Here is a 19,153-nt window from a genome sequence, read left to right as displayed (position 1 = left end):
AATATCCATATGAAGCTTGTCTTTTAAAAAACTTTCTAGAAATTTATTGAACACTAGTTATTTGGTTATAGGAAGAAGGGTCAGTACCAACATGTTCAAAAGTTGATTATACTTTTAATAGTCATAATATGGGAATGGGAAGTGAAGGAGTATGTCAAAAAAATTCTATATCGTGTTATTGTGTTGCCTTACATTACTGGGGTGTCAGAATGTCCAGAAAGAGCAACAACAAGACGAAAAAAGTAAAGATGCTGATACGCGAACAAGTAAGGATAATGAGGAAATCTACTATAGTCTTAAGGCGGAAGAAATATTAATGGAGCCCTCTGGTAAGCTATTTAAGGAATATATTCAAGAAAAAGAATTCGCTCCTAATGATGAGTATTCCAAGGCCGATGAAGAAGTAATTACTACATACGTACAAGAAATGAAAGATAAAAACACAGAGGGATGGGATGCTAAACAGTGGGCAAATTCCATTGTTTCAAGTTTGCGTACAAATGTGGGTGCTACCTTAAATCCAATACAAGACTTTGAAGTTAAGTATGAGGAATTAAAGCTTCCAGATGGCAGACTTCTTCAAGAAGTAAGTGAAGAAGAGCTCAACGAAGAAACAAAGAAAATAAATGTAGCCGTCTTAATCGATGCTAGCGGAAGTATGAAGGCAGATGTGCCAGGTGGGAATAAAATGACCCTTGCAAAATCAAGCATAGAAAAGTTTTCTGAAAGTTTACCGAATTATGTAAATATTTCTTTATCTGTTTTCGGTCATAAAGGCACTGGATCAGATCAAGATAAAAAAAGATCTTGTGAAAGTATAGAAACGGTCTACCCATTGAAGCAGTATGAACAAAATAAGTTTTCTCATGCCTTAAACAGTTTTGAAGCGAGTGGGTGGACCCCTTTAGCTTCTACTATTGAGCTGGCTGAAAAAGAGTTGAATAAAGCAAGGGATAATGATACGAAAACGTTTATTTATGTGGTTTCTGATGGTGTGGAGACTTGTGATGGAGATCCAATCCAAACTGCAAAAAATGCTAAAAAGACAATTACAGATCTTACCATCAATATTATTGGATTTGATGTAGATGATAAAGCTGATCGCCAATTAAAAGAAGTCGCTCAAGCTGGAGGCGGAGAGTATCAATCTGTCAAAAATAAACAGGAGCTAGACCAGCAAATTACTAAAAACTGGAAAGAGAGTATGGGTAAAACTACTTGGCGCTTTTGGTCGTCTGGAAATATAAATGATATTAACTGGGCGTCTGTAGAAATGTCAAATAATTTAATGTCCTTAGTAAATAAGCATAATGATTCACGGAACAGGGAAAATAATCGGATGATGGGTGCTTTAAACGAACTGGTTGATGTAAAGATAATAGACGATGACATGGCACTTGCGATTAGCGATCTATTAGATGAGCGAACAAGCGTTATTCAAGAGTTTGCAGAGAGGATCAGCACTAAAAAACAAGATGAAATCACGCAAACAGCTGATGAATTAAAAGAAAAAATAGATTATATAACCAAGGATCTTGATTTATAGCTAAATATAGGGAGAATTCACATTGTGTAACCAATCTTTTTTCTTAGTATTATGATATTTATTATCTCCTTCAAGTAACCATACGGAACTAGAACGCCTAAACCAATGTTACAAAAGGTTTAGGCGTTCATCTGTACTAATGTAGGTGAGAGGATTTAAACCTCCGCCCCCCTTCATTACGAGGGGGAATGACGTTCATTAACGCGAGGGGGAAAAGGAGAAGATTTTTCTATGAGAGAGATTAAAGTACTAAGTGTTAATGATTATTCATTTTTTCTGCTAGCTTTACTTTTGCGTTTGGTTTCTAGATCATGCATCATTTATAAACTTAGCCGATTTTTAAAGGCATCTCTATGGAAACTAGCTTACATCTGGATTCTGAAAATGGATGGGAAAGGTGCTTCTTAATAAAGAAAACGCCGCTGCTGCCCATGGTTAATTGTATAATTTTTAAAAATGGATGGAGCACCTTTAGTTGAGTATTTAGTTTTTTGTCTCTCTCTGAAAATAATTTAAACTGAAAATTACAACAATATTTATGTAACGCTAGTGTGATTTTTTATGTGTTTTCTATTTATGTTAAGACTGAGGCAATAAGTGTCTGTCCGCTATTTTACTTTTTAGGTAGAAAGGTCTTTAAAGGGATAATTTCTACAGGAACTAAAGAACAGGTCAGTAGGGGGCTGGATCAAACATTGGAAATGGACTTCGTTATAGAAGCCGTCCAATCTGCACTTTCTCAAGGGAACCCAATCATTTTAAATAGGGATCATGCAGTCATTTTACTAGCCCTCAATATATTAATCTATAAAAACAGAATCAAGTCAATAATGTAACCGATGCCATCGTTAAAGATGGTGCAAAATTTATTCCTAATAAGCTACAAAAGAAGTTATATTTTACATACATAGAGCTTGATGAGCTAGAACTTATCACAGAGAAAATTACTGCTAACGCTAAAAAAGTCAGTCCAGATGTCAAATTTGGACTGACTTTTTTAGAAGGTAAGAAAGTATAAAATTTGTTACTTTAGGATACCGATATAACCCAATAGCTACGTCGGGCTTAAGCGCCCAGCAACTAGGCGACTTCACGAATCGCCCTATGATAAGTCACCATTGGTTCGTATCCTTACCATGATTCCTAAAACTTTAGTTGCTTCGTTCCACTCGCTACGTTGCTAAACGGACGCTCAGCGCTTTTGTTCGGGACGAGAGAACCGTCCCCGCATCCCGCAGTTATTGCTGAAAAAGCTTCTCAGCGTCAACTGAAAAATCAGGAAGCACTGTTGATGTCACGATACCTTTTTCCCTGACAATGTCTTTCAGTTCGTATTTAGCTTTTTCATTCAAGGCATATATCATGATTGTGTTCAGCAGGGGGTTCACAATCCAATACTCTTTGACCCCATACTGCATATATAAATTCAATTTGGTAATGAGGTCATGCGCTTGATTGGATGGGCTAATAATTTCAATAATCAAGGTAGGAGCACCTGTGTATTGTTGATCATCCAGATCACTTTTGTCACAGATGACAGACAAATCAGGGATAACCACTTTATCTCCAGGAATATTTTTATTACTCAGTTTCACATCGAACGGTGCCGGGAAAACCTCACAATCATCGCTTTCTAAAAGGTTGTATAATTGCGCGGCTAATCGCATAGATAGCCGCTGATGAACGGTGGAGGGTGGGGGGTGACATGTAAACGACGCCATCAATATATTCAAGGAGCTGATCAGTTTGCTCCCGCATTTGGTAAAACTTTTTTAAGGAGACAAGTTCTTCGTTTGGTAAGCTCATTTTACTCACACCCCTTTTTAAAATTGTATAGTATTATCTGTCATTTGAAAAGTTACACTAACCTTTTGGGTGGGCGGGTGGGGGCAATGTACCATATCAGTTTTTTTTATGACAACGTAATCCGATTGATCTTGAAACGAAGAAACTAAATATGGACAGTCCAGCAAGCACAAAGCCAATAAATAAACTGGCAAGCCAGCATTAATGAAGCTAATTTTTTAACACAATAATTTGCAAGGATTTCCAATCTTATTTTTGAAATAAAGCAATATTTAAATTATTTTAATATGGAAAGTTTACATTGACTAATATTGGAAAGTTAATTAACATATATGTGAAATATTTCACATATATGGAGGGAATTATCTCATGAAAACTAATCAAACCACCATTCCTCAACCGAAGTTCAAAACGTACACATTACTGATTCAATCCATTGTCGGTTTAATAGTAATTGCTCTTGTTGGATATTTCGGGTCATTTCTTGCTCATTCAAGTCAAAAATTAACGTTGTATTTATTAACTGGAGTGGCATTGGGCTATATTTTGACACGATCTACTTTCGGCTTTGCTGGTGGAGTAAAAAAAATTTATGTAACTGGGTTTGGAGGTTTATCCAAAGCACTAATAATTATGTTTGCGATTACAATGATTGGTATGATAGGAATACACTGGTATGCTGCAGCAAATGGTGCCGTACCAGCATTTATGGCTGAAGCTGGAGATGCAATTATACCTGGTTCTAAATCGGTTAATACACTTAGTATCGCAACGATTGTTGGAGGTTTTATCTTTGGTATTGGGATGATAATGGCAGGCGCTTGTGCTTCTGGAACATTGACAGATATTGGCGAAGGCGCTACCCGTGCTATGATTGTATTACCGTTTTTTGTACTCGGGACAGCTCCTGGAGAATTGGTAAGATATAAAATACATGATTCTGCTTTAGGGGAATTCAGTACAACGATGTATTTACCTCATACTTTTGGTTTTATAGGTGCTTTACTCGTATCACTTTTCGCACTTCTTTTACTTTATATATTAGTGAACAAATATGAAGCTTTTAGAAAAAAAGAGGGTTTTTATGAGGAAGAATTGTTGGCATATGACGAAAAAGCGATAGAGGCAAAAAAAGATTATAAATTTTTTAGTTATGAAACTTATCATAAATTTTTCATTGAACGTTGGAGCTTTTTAACGGGCGCTATTTTATTAGCAGTAATGTTCATTTTTATTGTTAATACGACAGGTTCAAGCTGGGGTGTTACATCTGCTTTTTCTAGATGGGATGTCGCATTCTTGCAAAACTTTGGTTTTGAGTTTAATTCGCCAGCATTCACAAGCATTCTAGAGGATGTAAATAATGGTTTGTTGAACCACAATGGGACAGTAAGGAACATTGGTATTATATTTGGCTCTTTGATTGCTTTGCTTTTAGCTGGTAAGTTCAAATTTAACTTTAATTATTCCATGAAGGATGCCTTCATCTATGCTGGCGGTGGATTGATTATGGGATTTGGAGCAAGATGCGCTGGTGGTTGTAATATCGGTGCTTTATTTTCAGCCATATGTAATTTTTCATTAGCAGGCTGGGGATTTACCGTTGCCCTTATCCTTGGTGGTATAGTTGGGTTGAAACTATTTGAAGGAAGGCTTAATATTATTCCTCCAAATAGACATAGAAGATAAAATTTTAACAAACTACTTAGGAGAAATTTAGCTTGCCAAAGTCATAGTAGTTATTAAGGTATCGAATATGCGTGGCATCTAAATAAGCTAGGAGAGACTATCCCATCACAATTTAAAGGCAAGGGTTATACAGTGCGTCAAAAGTGACCGCGTATTGTTAAAAGATAGATGGCGAATCCTTTCACTTACTAGGAACGTTTTAAATTTATCAATTAAAGCTGACAGCAAGGTATTAAAGCTCGTCAAAAAATATGCAACCGAGGAAAATATCTCCTCAAGCCATAAGGTATATACAAACCTAACGTAGGATAAGTCTTTAGACCTCCTAATAGTTCAGCTGTTTCCACCGTTGAGAGTAAATTTTCATTTAAGAAACTAAGAAGATCTGCATCTATTCAGACTGATACTTCCTATTCTTATCACCCCTTTCTACGGGAATGATTAAGCAAGATAACCATAAATATATGGATTAAGATTAGTAAAGCAAATAGTACAATTATATAATATCAACTTAGGTGGAAGCCCGAAATCAACCTAAATCTACTGAATAGTCACGTACATTAACAACAACTAAAATTAGTATAGCCACATTTTTATTTGTGAGGTAGGGGATTAATTAAACGTATGCTTTGGTCGGTAAATTGGTCATCGAAACAACGATTTAAAATAAAAATGCTGCTCTTGAGTTTATCAAGAACAGCATTATATCAATATTTCCATTGATGCTGGTGAGAGGATTCGAACCTCCGACCCCTTCATTACGAGTGAAGTGCACTACCAGCTGTGCTACACCAGCAAAAATACTACATGAAATATAATACTCCTATTGAATACTTTCATCAACCCTTTTTCTCATAGAAATAATAATCTCAAAAAAAGAACTTTTTCGTTAATTCATATCTAATGACTTGCTAGCCTGATTACTTTAGCAGGTTATATTATAAAATGAAAAGTATAGAATTAGATCTGAGAAGCATTTAAAAAGAAATATAGAGAACGAATTTATTCAACTGTCATGAAAAATGTTTAATTATAAGACTTTTGGGGATAAGTAAATTCTTGAAGAGATGCATCTAAACATGAAGCAAGATGCTGCTATTGCGAGGTGGACTTTGAAACAATCACCCCTCCGTCCTCTGCTTATGTACCGAGTGACGTATATCCGTGATTTAATTGAGTGAGTAAAACTAATCACATGCGAAAAATTAGTTTCAGCTGAACAACAGAAAACAAAAGTTGAATTCTTTGTAAATTTTACATTAAATGCGGAAGAAATAGATAAATATCGGGACTATTCTCAGTCATTATTTAATTATATTGCTACATTTGCTTGCCATGTTAATCACCACAAGCAACAAATTCATTCATTTCTGTTGCTAGAAGTGGTAGGTAAATGGAATTAACTTAAGATACTGTTATGACCAGTATGACCCCAGTACTATTAACCTAAGCTTTTTATAGTACTAAAAAGCCTTTTGAGAATAAGTCATTTCATCTCAAAAGGCCTTGGATATTATTTCGTAGATTCAAATATACGGTAGGAAAGAGCAGGTACCGTTAGCGGTCCTGATATATTTATACATTCTTTACTTGCATCATTCTTAAAGTGAGAAACGCTGCATTCATTTACTTGCTCGCTCGTTTCAAAAATGCAAGCACTTGCTACATTAGCTTCATTTTCTCCAGCATTTAAAAGGAAGATAAGACGTTTTTGTTTATCATATTTTTCATAGGCAATCGTATTTGTCTTATCATTTGCATATAAAAAACGAAAAGCAGCATTATTTCCGAATAAAGGCTCCGTTTTACGTAAATGAATTAGTCTCTGTACATAAGTAAACAGCTCGCGGTTTTGCTTTTCTTCGTCCCATTCCATACAAGCGCGACAATCTGGGTCATGTCCTCCGCGCATGCCAATTTCATCTCCGTAATAAATACAAGGAGTTCCAGAGAAGGAAAATTGGAAAAGATAAAGCAATTTAACTCGTTCGATATTTCCGTTAGCTAAGGTTAAAATTCTTGGTGTATCATGACTATCTAATAAATTAAACGCAACTTCACTGACGTTTTTAGGATACATATGCATTACTTTTGTAATCACATTTTTAAATGTAGTGGCGCTGATTGTATTTTTAGCAAGATAGTCAATGGCGCTATTTGTAAATGGATAATTCATGACTGCATCAAACTGGTCGCCTTGTAACCATGGCATGGAATCATGCCAAATCTCACCTAATATATAAGCATCTGGCTTTACTTCTTTGACAGTACGACGGAAATCACGCCAAAATGTGTGATCAACTTCATTGGCTACATCCAAACGCCAGCCGTCAATATTAAATTCTTCTATCCAGTAACGGGCAACTTTTAATAGATAGTCTTTTACTTCTTGATTTTCTGAGTTTAACTTTGGCATGGAAGATACAAATCCAAATGTATCATAGTTTGGTTTTGGCTCTGTAACGACGGGAAAATTCCAAATATGAAACCAGTTTTTGTACTTCGAGTTTTCTTGGTTTTTCAATACATCCTGAAATGGTGGGAAATAGTAGCCGCTATGATTAAAGACCGCATCAAGCATTACTTTAATTCCTCGCTCATGACAAGCTTCAACTAGCTTTTTAAACGTTTGCTTGTCTCCGAACTGCGGGTCAATCTCCATATAATCAATAGTGTCGTATTTATGATTAGAATACGCTTTAAATATTGGTGTGAAATAAATGCCTGTTATTCCTAATTCCTCTAAATAATCTAAGTGATCTAATATTCCTTGGAAATCACCGCCAAAGAAGTTAGACGGGGCTGGGGCAGCTGATCCCCATGCTAAAGTTCCTTGGGGATTTAGATTTTCGTCTCCATTTGCAAATCGCTCAGGGAAAATTTGATACCAAATGGTGTTTTTAACCCATTCTGGCGCTTGAAATACATCAACTGAATTTAAAAACGGAAAACAAAAATAGTTTACGATATCTTTAGGTAAAGTATTAAATATTCCCCCTTCACTATAAACACAGGATTCAGATTCATCCTTGCATATAAATGCATAACGTAGCCGTTTGTACTTAGGCTTGATTGCAATAAACCAGTAATCGTGATAAACGGTTGATCCTGTTTTTGTCATTGATTTGGTCTCTGTCTGCCACTCATCATTTTTCCAATCATATGGATCGCCAAAAACTAATTCAACTCTTTGCATATCATCTTTTTTCGTTTGTAAAACAATGTGTAATGTTTCTTTGTCATATGTGTAAGCAAAGTTATTTTTTGGTCTGTGATAAATCGCTTCTCTAATCAATTTGAATGCCTCCTTTAGTTAAAACGTTTGCGCTCATAACGCCTATTTGCTAGACGATTAAGATAGAAAATAATTGTTGTTATAAATAATCTTAGCATAAGATTATTTATAATGAAACCGTTATCTGCCACTTAATTAAAGGTGTCTAACCTAAAAAGATGTAGTTGCAATTCATGTGAGATGATGTATAATGAAAATACAATGTTAGTGCAAACGATTTCACTAAATTGCGCAGCATTGCTAAATAAATTCCATCATTTAGGAGGGTCTAATGTGAAAAAAGGTTTATTTTACTTATTTGCAATGATTTTATTTGTTAGCGTTTTAGTAGCTTGTGGACCAGATGACGCTAAAGAATCAAAAGGAGAAAAAGAAACTGCTGAATCAAGTGAAATGCCAGAAAAACCTGAAAAATTAAAGCTATGGGTAAATGCAGAAGAAAAACAGGAAGAAGCCTTGAAAGAAATGACGGCTAGTTACACAGAAGAAACTGGAATTGAAATAGAAATGGTGCCTGTAGACATGCTTGAACAAGTTGAAAAATTAGATGTTGAAGGACCAGCAGGAAATGGACCAGACGTTATTTTCCAGCCACATGATAGAATTGGTGACTTAGTACTTAGAGGATTAGTAGAGCCGGTAGATTTGGGAGATGCAGAAAAAGAATATACAGATACAGCTTTGCAAGCTGTGCAATACGATGGTGACTATTGGGGTTATCCTGCTGTAGCTGAGACGTACGCTATGTACTACAATAAAGCACGTGTAGAAGAAAAACCTGAAACCATGGAACAAATTATGAACATTGCTGAAAAAGATACGGACCCTAGTAAAGATGAATTTGGCTTTCTGATGGAAGCAGCTAATTTATACTTTGTATACCCTTTCTTTTCAGGGAACGGTGCTTATGTATTCGCAAATGAAGACGGTAAATATGATATAACGGATATTGGATTAAATAATGAAGGCGCTGTAAAAGGTGGGAAATTAGTTTCGGAGTGGTTTGATAAAGACTATATTCCTCAAGACTTAACTCCTGATATTATGAATGGATTGTTCCAGGAAGGAAAAGTTTCTACCATTGTTAATGGTCCTTGGATGGTACGCGACTATTCGGAAGCTTTGGGAGATGACTTAGGTACTGCACCATTACCTGCTTTAGAAAATGGGGAAATTCCTAAATCATTTGTAGGCGTTAAATCATATATGCTTTCTTACTACTCAGAGAATAAGGAATGGGCACAAGATTTAATGGCGTATTTAACGAACTTTGACAGTTCAATGAAATATTACGATATTGCTGGAGAGCTACCTGCTCGTAAAGACGCTATGGAAGATCCAATCATTGCCGATGATCCGATTTACTCTGCATTTGCAGAACAAACACAATATGGAGAGCCAATGCCAAGTGTTCCTGCTATGCAGCAAGTATGGGAACCATTTAACGATGGTCTCAACTTTATTTCCAAAGGGGAGCCTGTAAAGGAAGTATTGGATGAAGCAGTAAAAACGATTCAAGAAAAAATAGACGCTTCGGGCGCAAAATAAAGCAAGGGATGGTATAGGGATGAAACGATCCCTATACCATATCTTAAAATAAAAAAAAGCAATAATTAGGAAATAACCAGTGCTAATTTTTGGCAATTGGTAATAGGAGGAGAAGCGGGATGGCTACCGAACAAAATGACACCAAAGCCCGAAAAATACAACCTCGTACGTTAGCAATGATTTTATCTATTATTATTCCTGGTTTGGGACAAATCTATAATAGACGGTTTTTAAAAGGATGTATCTTTTTAATAGTAACGATTTCTTTTCTAGTCACTACTTGGAATTTTATTGATATTGGAATTTGGGGTCTGTTCACTCTTGGAACGATCCCACGTGAACATCATTCCATTCAATTGCTCATACAAGGTTTAATTTCATTGATTGTCCTTGGATTTGGAATTGCAATCTATATTTACAACATCAAAGACGCTCGATCTGATGCGATCGCTAGAGAGCTAAAGCGTCCTAATCCGACATTGTTTCAGGGTATGAGAAATTTTTATGATAATGGTTTTCCATATTTTATGATTTTACCTGGTTTATTAATGTTATTATTTATCGTTGTTGTGCCATTATTATTCATGTTGGCGTTAGCTTTTACTGACTATAACCAGTATAATGCACCACCTCGTAATCTATTAAGTTGGGTAGGATTTCAAAACTTTGTTGACTTAACTAAAATAGACATTTGGAAGAACACATTTTTAAGTGTATTTTCATGGACAATAGTGTGGACAGTTGTAGCTACAACTTTGCAAATTGTACTAGGATTGTTTTTAGCGTTATTAGTCAATGATCCAAGAATTAAATTTAAACGTACGATACGAACATTTTTAATTTTACCTTGGGCAGTTCCAGCATTTGTCTCGATTTTAATATTTTCTGCACTGTTTAACCCTACATTTGGAGCGATTAACCGGGATATTTTAAGTCAATTTAATGTAATGATTCCTTGGTTGTCAGATCCATTCTGGGCGAAAGTAGCATTAATTATGATCCAAACATGGTTAGGTTTTCCGTTTGTGTTTGCTTTATTTACAGGGGTATTGCAAAGCGTTCCTCGAGATATGTACGAGGCTGCGGATGTGGATGGAGGTACGCGTTGGCAAAAATTACGCCACATTACATTGCCGCATTTACTATTTGCAACTGCACCTTTATTGATTATGCAATATGCAGGAAACTTTAATAACTTTAATATTATTTACTTATTTAATGAAGGTAACCCAGCTGTTCGCGGTCAAAATGCTGGCGGAACAGATATTTTAATATCTTGGGTATATAAATTAACCTTTGAATCTAATAACTATAATATGGCTGCAGCAATCACGATTATTATGGGATTAATCATCTCTGTATTCGCTTTTTTCCAATTTAGGAAGACAGCTTCATTTAAAGAGGAGGGACGTTACTAATGGCTATGTCACGTAAGAAAAAATCGAGAATTGAAGTAACGTTTATCTATATCTTTTTCCTAGTTATGTTTATTATTATTGGTTACCCATTGTTCTGGGCATTAATGATGAGTTTGAATGAGGGTTCCAATATGCTGGTAACGGATTTGCTCCCCAAAAATCCGACTTTAGAACATTATAAATGGTTGTTTACTAGCCCAAATAGTGATTATATCATCTGGTATAAAAACAGCCTTTATGTTGCCGTTGTCAATTCTGTAGGGTCCGTTATTATTACATCATTAATTGCATACGCGTTTTCACGCTACAAATTTGTTGGTAGAAAATATGGATTGTACATGTTTTTATTATTACAAATGTTCCCAGCTCTAATGGGAATGGTTGCTTTGTACATTTTATTAAACACGATTGGTTTAACCGATTCTCTTTACGGATTAATGTTAATTTACCTTGGTGGCCAAATTCCTTTCAACGCATGGTTGGTAAAGGGATACTTTGATACGATACCGAAAGAACTAGATGAAGCTGCGAAAATAGATGGGGCAGGTCATTTGAAAATATTTTGGACGATTATGTTACCATTAGCCAAGCCGATATTAGCAGTTGTAGCGTTATTTAATTTTATGGCGCCGTTTATGGATTTCTTGTTACCGCGAATAGTTTTAACAAGTCCAGAAAAATATACTTTAGCACTTGGTTTATACAATTTTATCAACGACCAATTCTCAACGAATTTCACTAGATTTGCGGCAGGATCTATCCTTATTGCTGTACCAATTGCGCTCGTGTTCTTGTTACTGCAACGTTACTTAATTTCAGGTTTAACTTCGGGGGCTACAAAAGGGTAGGCTGTCTATCTTCGTTATTACTATGAGACAACAGGAGGTATTACCATGCTTGAAGATACGAGCTTTGCGATTCATCCAGGCAATAATATAGAAACGGAAGCAATTCGTTTTATTGACATCGGAAATTTGCTAGATTATCGAAAAAGTTCCCACGGTTATTGGTTTGCTTGTGATCATGGATATGTCGGCGTTCGTTTTTATCATCCTTCCATCGTTCGGATTGTGATGAATCCTACAAGTGATCCAGATTTAAACCAATCTCAAACGGTGATTGCTAAGCCGGAAAGCCTGAAAATTACTGAACAAGAATCCTCTGAATGTATAACGTTACAAACAGACCAGCTGGAGGTTACTATCAGCAAACAACCATTTCGGATTGCTGTTAAGGATTTAGAAGGACGTGTTCTCGTTCAGGAGAAAGAACGCGGAATGGCCTTCAAGGAAAATGGTGAAGTGATGGTTTGTAAAGAGAAAACAAGTGAAGATCATTTCTATGGATTTGGAGAAAAAAGCGGCTTTTTGGATAAAAGCGGTGAAAAATACGAGATGTGGAATAGTGATGTTTATGCGCCACATAACCCAGAAACAGACCCTTTATATCAATCGCTTCCCTTCTTTATGACATTGCGTCGTGGAAAAGCACATGGTATTTTCTTTGATAATACATTCCGAACGACCTTCGATATGAAGCGTTATGAACATATGTATACATTCAGCGCAGCTGGGGGCCAAGTTGATTATTATGTGATGGCTGGACCAGAACCGAAAGCGGTCCTTGAACAATATACCTTGCTTACAGGAAGGATGCCTATGCCGGCAAAGTGGGCATTAGGCTATCATCAATCTCGTTATAGCTACGAATCAGAAGAAGAGGTACGTGCCTTAGCGCAAAAATTTATCGAACGTGATATTCCAGTGGATGTGATCCATTTAGATATCCACTATATGAACGGTTATCGTGTGTTTACCTTTGATAAAGATCAATTCCCTGATCCAGAGAAATTAATAGCTGACCTAGGAGATATGGGTATTCGCGTTGTTCCGATTGTTGATCCTGGTGTAAAAAAAGACCCTGAGTACACCATTTATCAAGAAGGTGTGAGAGAAGATAATTTCTGTAAATATCTTGAAGGTGACATCTACATTGGTGACGTTTGGCCTGGAGAAAGTGCATTTCCTGACTTTACCGAAGAACGTGTGCGCAAATGGTGGGGCGACAAGCATGTTTTTTACACCGATATGGGTGTAGAAGGTATATGGAATGATATGAATGAACCAGCAGTATTTAATGAAACTAAAACAATGGATACAACAGTTATGCATCGAAATGATGGCAAGCCAACAACCCATCGCGAGTTACATAATGTCTACGGGTTATTAATGGGTAAAGCAACGTACGAAGGGCTTAGAAACCAATTAAATGACAAGCGTCCATTTTTACTTACTCGTGCTGGTTATGCCGGGGTACAACGGTATGCAACCTTGTGGACAGGAGATAACCGTAGTTTTTGGGAACATTTGCAAATGAGCTTACCAATGGTCATGAACTTAGGGTTATCTGGTATCGCTTTTGCTGGTCCTGATGTGGGAGGATTTGCCCACGATACGAATCCAGAGCTTTTGGTACGCTGGACACAAGTTGGAGCCTTTACGCCATACTTCCGTAATCATTCAGCCATCGGAACTTTATATCAAGAACCGTGGCAGTTCGGAGAGAACCATGAAGCTATCATAAGAAAATATATTAAAATGCGATACGAATGGATGCCGCAATTATATACGTTATTTTATCAGGCGAGCAAACTGGGTCTTCCGGTTATGCGTCCGTTACTGATGGAGTATCCAGCTGATGAGAAGACATATAATCTAAATGACCAATTTATGCTTGGGGATAATGTCATGGTAGCACCGATCTTAGCGCCAGCAGTGACCGATCGTGCCGTTTACTTCCCAGAAGGAGATTGGGTTGATTTCTTTACCGAAGAAGAATATCATGGGGGAACGGTTCATCTCGTTCACGCTGAACTAGATCAATTGCCAGTCTTTATTAAAAAAGGTACCGCAGTTGTACAAGGTACTTTTGTTTCAAATAAGGAAAAGCAAGGCAAAGATATAAAAATGTCCGTCTATGCAACCCAGTCAGATGCAAAATATACATGTTTATATTATGATGATGATGGAGAAACGTTCGCATATGAAAATGGAGAATATCTTAAACTAGAAATGGAGATTACTTCCACATCTGATCAAGTAGTCATTGATGTTACATGTAAAGAAGGTTCGTATCAACCGGATTATCAAGATATAAAGATTAATGTGGTTGGTCTTGGAGAAGGGCAGCGTGTTATAATAAACGGAGCGGAAAGCTCGAAACAATCGCGTATACGTTTTAATCAAGCAATGTGAACAAACAAAAATAATGAAAATGAAAAAGTAGAGGGTGAGATATGGCAATGGTGACAATTAAAGACGTAGCAAAGGCGACAGGTGTTTCACCTTCTACTGTTTCCAGAGTAATCGCAGACAACCCGCGAATTAGTCTTGACACCAAAAAGAAGGTTAGAAAAGCAATGAAGGAATTAGGATACCATCCTAATGTGAATGCAAGAAACTTAGTAGCTAAATCGACAAAAACAATTGGCGTTGTAATGCCTTCATCTGCAGACAAATCCTTACAGAACCCATTTTTCCCTGAAGTACTGCGTGGGATTGGTACGATCACCCATGATATGCAATATTCGATGATGCTATCGAGCGGGGGAACAGAAGAAGAAATGTTTGCTGAAGTGGAGCGAATGGTCTATGGCAGTTATGTGGATGGAGTCATATTACTTTATTCACGAATGAATGATCGAATAACGGATTTTCTGCGGACAAAAGGTTTTCCATTTGTTATGGTGGGAAAACCATATGATCATGTAAATGAAATCACCCATGTGGATAATGATAACTTTAAAGCTGGGAAAGAAATAACGAATTATTTAATCGAACAAGGTCATGAGCGCATTGCTTTTATCGGTGGGTCAAGAGATCTCATCGTCACCATGGACCGTGAAAACGGTTATGAAGCAGCTTTAAAAGAAGCAGACCTTCCAGTGAGTGATGCTTATAGTATCCATAGTGAATTCCTTAAATCTGGTGGAAGAGAAGCGGTAGAGCAATTACTGCAACTAGAACATCCTCCAACAGGGATTGTGGTGAGTGACGATTTAATGAGCTTAGGTGTATTAAGTACTTTGGAAGAGTTAGGCTATGATGTTCCAAATGATATTTCATTAGTAAGCTTTAACAATGTATATTTATCCGAGCTAACAAGTCCCGCGTTAACAACAGTTGATATTCAAATTTACCAGCTTGGTGCACAATCAGCGAAAGCATTGATTGAAAAAGCGCAATCTGATTTTGCACCTGAAAAACGGATTATTATTCCTCATCAAATTGTTTATAGAGATTCTGTAGCTTCAAAATAACAAAAAACATACTAAGATTAGGAAGACTGGAACATAAGCAAAGAGAAAATAGAAAGAAAGCCAAACAATGAATTTATAATTGTTTGGCTTTCTTTCTATTTTAAAAAGTGGAAGAATAGCAATCTACCTCTATTCTTCCACTTCCATAGGTTTTTTTTATAAGATAAGAAAGTAGAAAATTTGTTATTTTTGGATACCAATAAAACAGAATAGCCACGTCCGGCGCATGAGCCCAGCAACTAGGCGACTTCACAAATCGCCCTACGATAAGTCATCATCGGTTCGTGCCTCACCACATGATTCCTAAAACTCCAGTTGCTTCGCTCCAGTTGCTACGTTGCTAAACGGGCGCTCTGCGCCTTTGTTCATTACCCACCCCGACATTTGACTTAGCGCCCTTTTTTAAAATTCAAGAACTAAAATTAAATTGCGGCAAATAGGCTTTATGCGCTTCAAGTAATTCGTCAAGAATTACTTTTGCTTTTTCATCATCTGTTATTAAAGGATTAATGCATAAAGCTAACAATGCTTTATCATAAGATCCTGTTATAGCTGCTTCAATGGCGGTAAGCTCAAAGGACTTAATTTGCTGGATAAGTCCATTAATAGAGAATGGTAGACTCCCGATAGCTAAGGGGATTGGCCCGTTATTTGTTACTGTACAGTTAACTTCAACTACTGTATCGTTAGGAAGACTGGAGATTGCTCCATTATTCACAACGTTGAGAGTCTGAATATCTCCTTTATTATTATAAATCGAGGATATAAGGTCACATGCTACATTACTATAGTATGCCCCACCTCTTTCCGCAAGCTGAGGTGGTTTGATATTTAGATTTGGATCCTCGTACAGTTCAAATAATTTATTTTCCAGCTCTTTAACTACTTCTGCCCTTGTTTTTCCTTGTTCAAATTCTTTTTGTTCCTTAGTTAATATTTCGCCAGTTTTATAATAATAACGGTGATAAGGAGATGGAATCATGTGTAGTGCTTTAATAAATTCGCTCTCCCAAGGGATAGGCGCTATATTGTTCATAGACAGTTGATTTTCTGGATTTGCCAATAATTCAATGACTCTTGCTAATTTTGATTTACCATCTACGAATACATCGATCCCATAAGACATATGGTTTAATCCTGCAAATTTAATTTGAACTTTTTCTACAGGCACATTTAAAAGGTTGGCAATGGTTATTTTCATATTAATGGGCACATTACAAACACCAACTACCTTTTTATGGTTACTATGCTTGATTACTGCTTCAGTAACCATGCCTGCTGGATTTGTGAAATTAATTAGCCAAGCGTTAGGACAAAGTCTTTGCATGTCTTCAGCAATGTCCATTAGTACAGGTATCGTTCGAAGTGCTTTAAATAATCCGCCGGCTCCATTTGTTTCTTGGCCGATCATTCCGTGTTTAATCGGTATTCTTTCATCTTTAATTCTTGATTCTAAAAGTCCGACTCGAATCTGTGTAGTGACAAAATCGGCATTTTGTAAAGCAGCTTCTCTATCTAAAGTTAAGTGCACATCCATAGGTAAATTTGCTTTTTTAACCATTCTCCTTGCTAAGTTCCCTACAATGTCAAGCTTTTCCTTGCCAGCTTCAATATCGACAAGCCATAGTTCACTTACTGGCAATTCATCATATCGTTTGATGATCCCTTCTACAAATTCCGGTGTATAACTGGAACCTCCACCAATGGTGACAAGTTTAATCCCTCTAGTATCCAAAAATATCTCCTCCAAAAACAAAGATGATTAATGCACTTGATAACAGCCCTATACTAATCGATAGTACAATTCTTTTGTTGAAATATGTTTTTTCAGCAGGCTTACCGTCTACTTTGGTCAAAACGAGTATACTACCAATAGATGAAGAAATTGTACAAGCGATAAAGAAACTAGCCGTTTTAGTAATACCGATTTCCATGAACAGGGCAGGAAGTATCAATAATCCTATAATGGTTATAGACATAAATACAAATACCCCTTTAAAACTAATTCTAGGAATAATTCCTTTGGATCGAATCATATTTTCACCTCATCTAGATTTAAAAAGAAAAGAGAACTTTGCTATTCTCTTTTCTTTTTATAGCTGTAAAGGAACTATAAAAATATACGCTGTAATAAATTTTAATAAGATACAGCTGTAGTTAGCTTCGAATCAAAGCTTTCTTTATAGAATGCTTTTCCTGAAATAACCAAACTACTCCAAAGCTTGGGAGGCTTGTCCACGTTCGTTACATTTTTGTTCCTATTCTTCGCCTTGTTCCATAGCTATCATTTTCTTATCGTACAGTTTTAAGAAAGGCATGTAGATGATTACAGAAATGGTTATATTTATTAGCACTAAAACAACAGCTCGCCAATCACCACCTGTAGATAAGTATGCACCAATCGGAGCTGGCAATGTCCAAGGTGGCATAATATACGTAGGGGTTACTAACCCAACGGATGTTGCAAAATAAGCAAGGGTCGCTGTAACAATTGGCGTTATTATAAACGGAATGATTAACAACGGGTTAAGAACAATTGGTGCCCCGAAAATGACCGGCTCGTTTATATTAAATAAGCTAGGAACAATCGTTGCTCTACCCAAGTTTTTCATGTATTTAGATCTTGCGAAAAGTAACATAGCAATCACTAAACCTAAGGTAGCTCCTGAACCTCCAATCCAAATAAACCATTGAAAAAAAGTTTCAGGAGCAATATGTGGAATGGTAGAAGCTCCATCAGCAACTGCTTCTGAATTGTTCACAAGGTAAACTTCCCAAAGCGGCCTTGCAATGGAGCCTACGACAGAAACTCCATGTATACCAAATGACCAAAAGAAAGTAATGAGAAATACAGGTACTAGTACACCGACTAAGCTATCACCTGCGGTAACTAGTGGTGCAACTAATTTATCAACCAAATGATGTAAGTTTACGCCCATCAAAACAGTAATGGTTGACATTAAGATGATAACGATCGCAACTGGTATAAGTGCTTCAAATGAACGTGAGACCGAAGAAGGTACTGATTCAGGCAATTTAATCGTTATCTTTTTTTGCTTACAAACTCTAAATATTTCTACAGCTAGTATGGAGACGATAATCGTTACAAATAGTCCGTGTCCACCAAGGTACTGCATTGGCAGAACAAAACCTAGTTCATCGAGAGCAGTAGGGGTAAGGGTTAATAGTAGTGCCGCAACGGCTATTTGTGCTCCTGATAATGGATCGACTTTATAAGATTTAGCAAGATTGTATCCAATACCAAATGCTATGTATAATGACATAATGAACATTGTCATTCGATATGGAATTAAAATTTCAGCAGCGTGCTCGGTTGCCCATTGTGTAATTGCCCAATCCTGTGGTAATGGTGGGAAAGCAAAAATTAAAAAGAATGATCCAACAATAATAAAAGGTAGTGCAGAGATAACGCCATCTCTAATGGCTAGTAAATGACGCTGTTCGGACAAACGTGCCATAGGAGCGGAGAGTTTATTCTCCATAAAGTCTACAAATTTACTCAAAACAATCGC

Annotated in this window: 12 protein-coding genes and 1 tRNA gene; 7 read left to right on the top strand and 6 right to left on the bottom strand. The window is 36.7% G+C overall.

Annotated elements, in window-relative coordinates; translation table 11 throughout:
- The first annotated feature begins 151 nt into the window (after positions 1–151).
- On the top strand, positions 152–1,546 hold the full coding sequence (locus D1839_RS16645; protein WP_120380964.1) for a VWA domain-containing protein: 1,395 nt from the start codon (positions 152–154) through the stop codon (positions 1,544–1,546).
- A 1,238-nt stretch (positions 1,547–2,784) separates the two neighbouring features.
- Here D1839_RS16645 and D1839_RS16640 read toward each other — a convergent pair.
- A complete protein-coding gene (locus D1839_RS16640; protein ID WP_330585569.1) occupies positions 2,785–3,267 on the bottom strand; it encodes a Uma2 family endonuclease in 483 nt (160 codons plus the stop codon).
- A gap of 454 nt (positions 3,268–3,721) precedes the next feature.
- Here D1839_RS16640 and D1839_RS16635 point away from each other — a divergent pair, with 454 nt between their 5' ends.
- Complete coding sequence (locus D1839_RS16635) at positions 3,722–5,041, top strand: YeeE/YedE family protein (RefSeq protein WP_120380959.1); 1,320 nt, start codon at positions 3,722–3,724, stop codon at positions 5,039–5,041.
- A gap of 723 nt (positions 5,042–5,764) precedes the next feature.
- On the opposite strand, the gene D1839_RS16630 is transcribed toward D1839_RS16635, so the two are convergent.
- Together D1839_RS16630 and D1839_RS16625 are read right to left on the bottom strand one after the other, a co-directional pair.
- Positions 5,765–5,837: transfer RNA gene (locus D1839_RS16630), tRNA-Thr, on the bottom strand.
- A 717-nt stretch (positions 5,838–6,554) separates the two neighbouring features.
- Positions 6,555–8,336: a glycoside hydrolase family 13 protein gene (locus D1839_RS16625; RefSeq protein ID WP_120380958.1), complete on the bottom strand. Its 1,782-nt coding sequence runs from the start codon at positions 8,334–8,336 to the stop codon at positions 6,555–6,557.
- A gap of 273 nt (positions 8,337–8,609) precedes the next feature.
- Between D1839_RS16625 and D1839_RS16620 the strand changes: the two genes are divergently transcribed.
- The 5 genes from D1839_RS16620 to D1839_RS16600 all read left to right on the top strand — a co-directional run bounded on the left by D1839_RS16620 (position 8,610) and on the right by D1839_RS16600 (position 15,620).
- Entirely contained in the window at positions 8,610–9,884 is a 1,275-nt protein-coding gene (locus tag D1839_RS16620; RefSeq protein WP_199690320.1) for a sugar ABC transporter substrate-binding protein, read from the top strand.
- A gap of 119 nt (positions 9,885–10,003) precedes the next feature.
- Positions 10,004–11,302: a carbohydrate ABC transporter permease gene (locus tag D1839_RS16615; protein ID WP_120380957.1), complete on the top strand. Its 1,299-nt coding sequence runs from the start codon at positions 10,004–10,006 to the stop codon at positions 11,300–11,302.
- Positions 11,302–12,150 carry a sugar ABC transporter permease gene (locus tag D1839_RS16610; RefSeq protein WP_183030262.1) on the top strand — a complete coding sequence of 283 codons (849 nt, stop codon included), beginning with the start codon at positions 11,302–11,304 and terminating at the stop codon, positions 12,148–12,150. The genes D1839_RS16615 and D1839_RS16610 overlap by 1 nt, the downstream gene beginning before the upstream one ends.
- A 45-nt stretch (positions 12,151–12,195) precedes the next feature.
- Positions 12,196–14,556 (top strand): glycoside hydrolase family 31 protein, encoded by a 2,361-nt coding sequence (locus D1839_RS16605; protein ID WP_120380956.1) that lies wholly within the window; start codon positions 12,196–12,198, stop codon positions 14,554–14,556.
- Between the two features lie 41 nt (positions 14,557–14,597).
- Entirely contained in the window at positions 14,598–15,620 is a 1,023-nt protein-coding gene (locus D1839_RS16600) for a LacI family DNA-binding transcriptional regulator (protein WP_286164841.1), read from the top strand.
- Between the two features lie 409 nt (positions 15,621–16,029).
- Here D1839_RS16600 and D1839_RS16595 read toward each other — a convergent pair whose 3' ends face one another.
- From D1839_RS16595 to D1839_RS16585, 3 genes are all read right to left on the bottom strand, one after another.
- Positions 16,030–17,355 (bottom strand): 6-phospho-beta-glucosidase, encoded by a 1,326-nt coding sequence (locus tag D1839_RS16595; RefSeq protein ID WP_120380955.1) that lies wholly within the window; start codon positions 17,353–17,355, stop codon positions 16,030–16,032.
- The gene (locus D1839_RS16590) at positions 17,345–17,656 is read right to left on the bottom strand and encodes a hypothetical protein (protein ID WP_120380954.1); all 312 of its coding nucleotides are present in this window, start codon (positions 17,654–17,656) and stop codon (positions 17,345–17,347) included. The genes D1839_RS16595 and D1839_RS16590 overlap by 11 nt, the downstream gene beginning before the upstream one ends.
- 222 nt (positions 17,657–17,878) lie before the next feature.
- Positions 17,879–19,144, bottom strand: a complete 1,266-nt coding sequence (locus tag D1839_RS16585) for a PTS sugar transporter subunit IIC (RefSeq protein WP_120380953.1) — start codon at positions 19,142–19,144, stop codon at positions 17,879–17,881.
- Between the last annotated feature and the right edge of the window lie 9 nt (positions 19,145–19,153).

The sequence above is a fragment of the Roseburia sp. 1XD42-34 genome, assembly GCF_009917385.1.
GTDB lineage: Bacteria > Bacillota > Bacilli > Bacillales > Amphibacillaceae > Virgibacillus.
The sequence above is the reverse complement of the archived record's forward strand: the minus strand, read 5'-3'. Positions and strand labels throughout refer to the sequence as shown.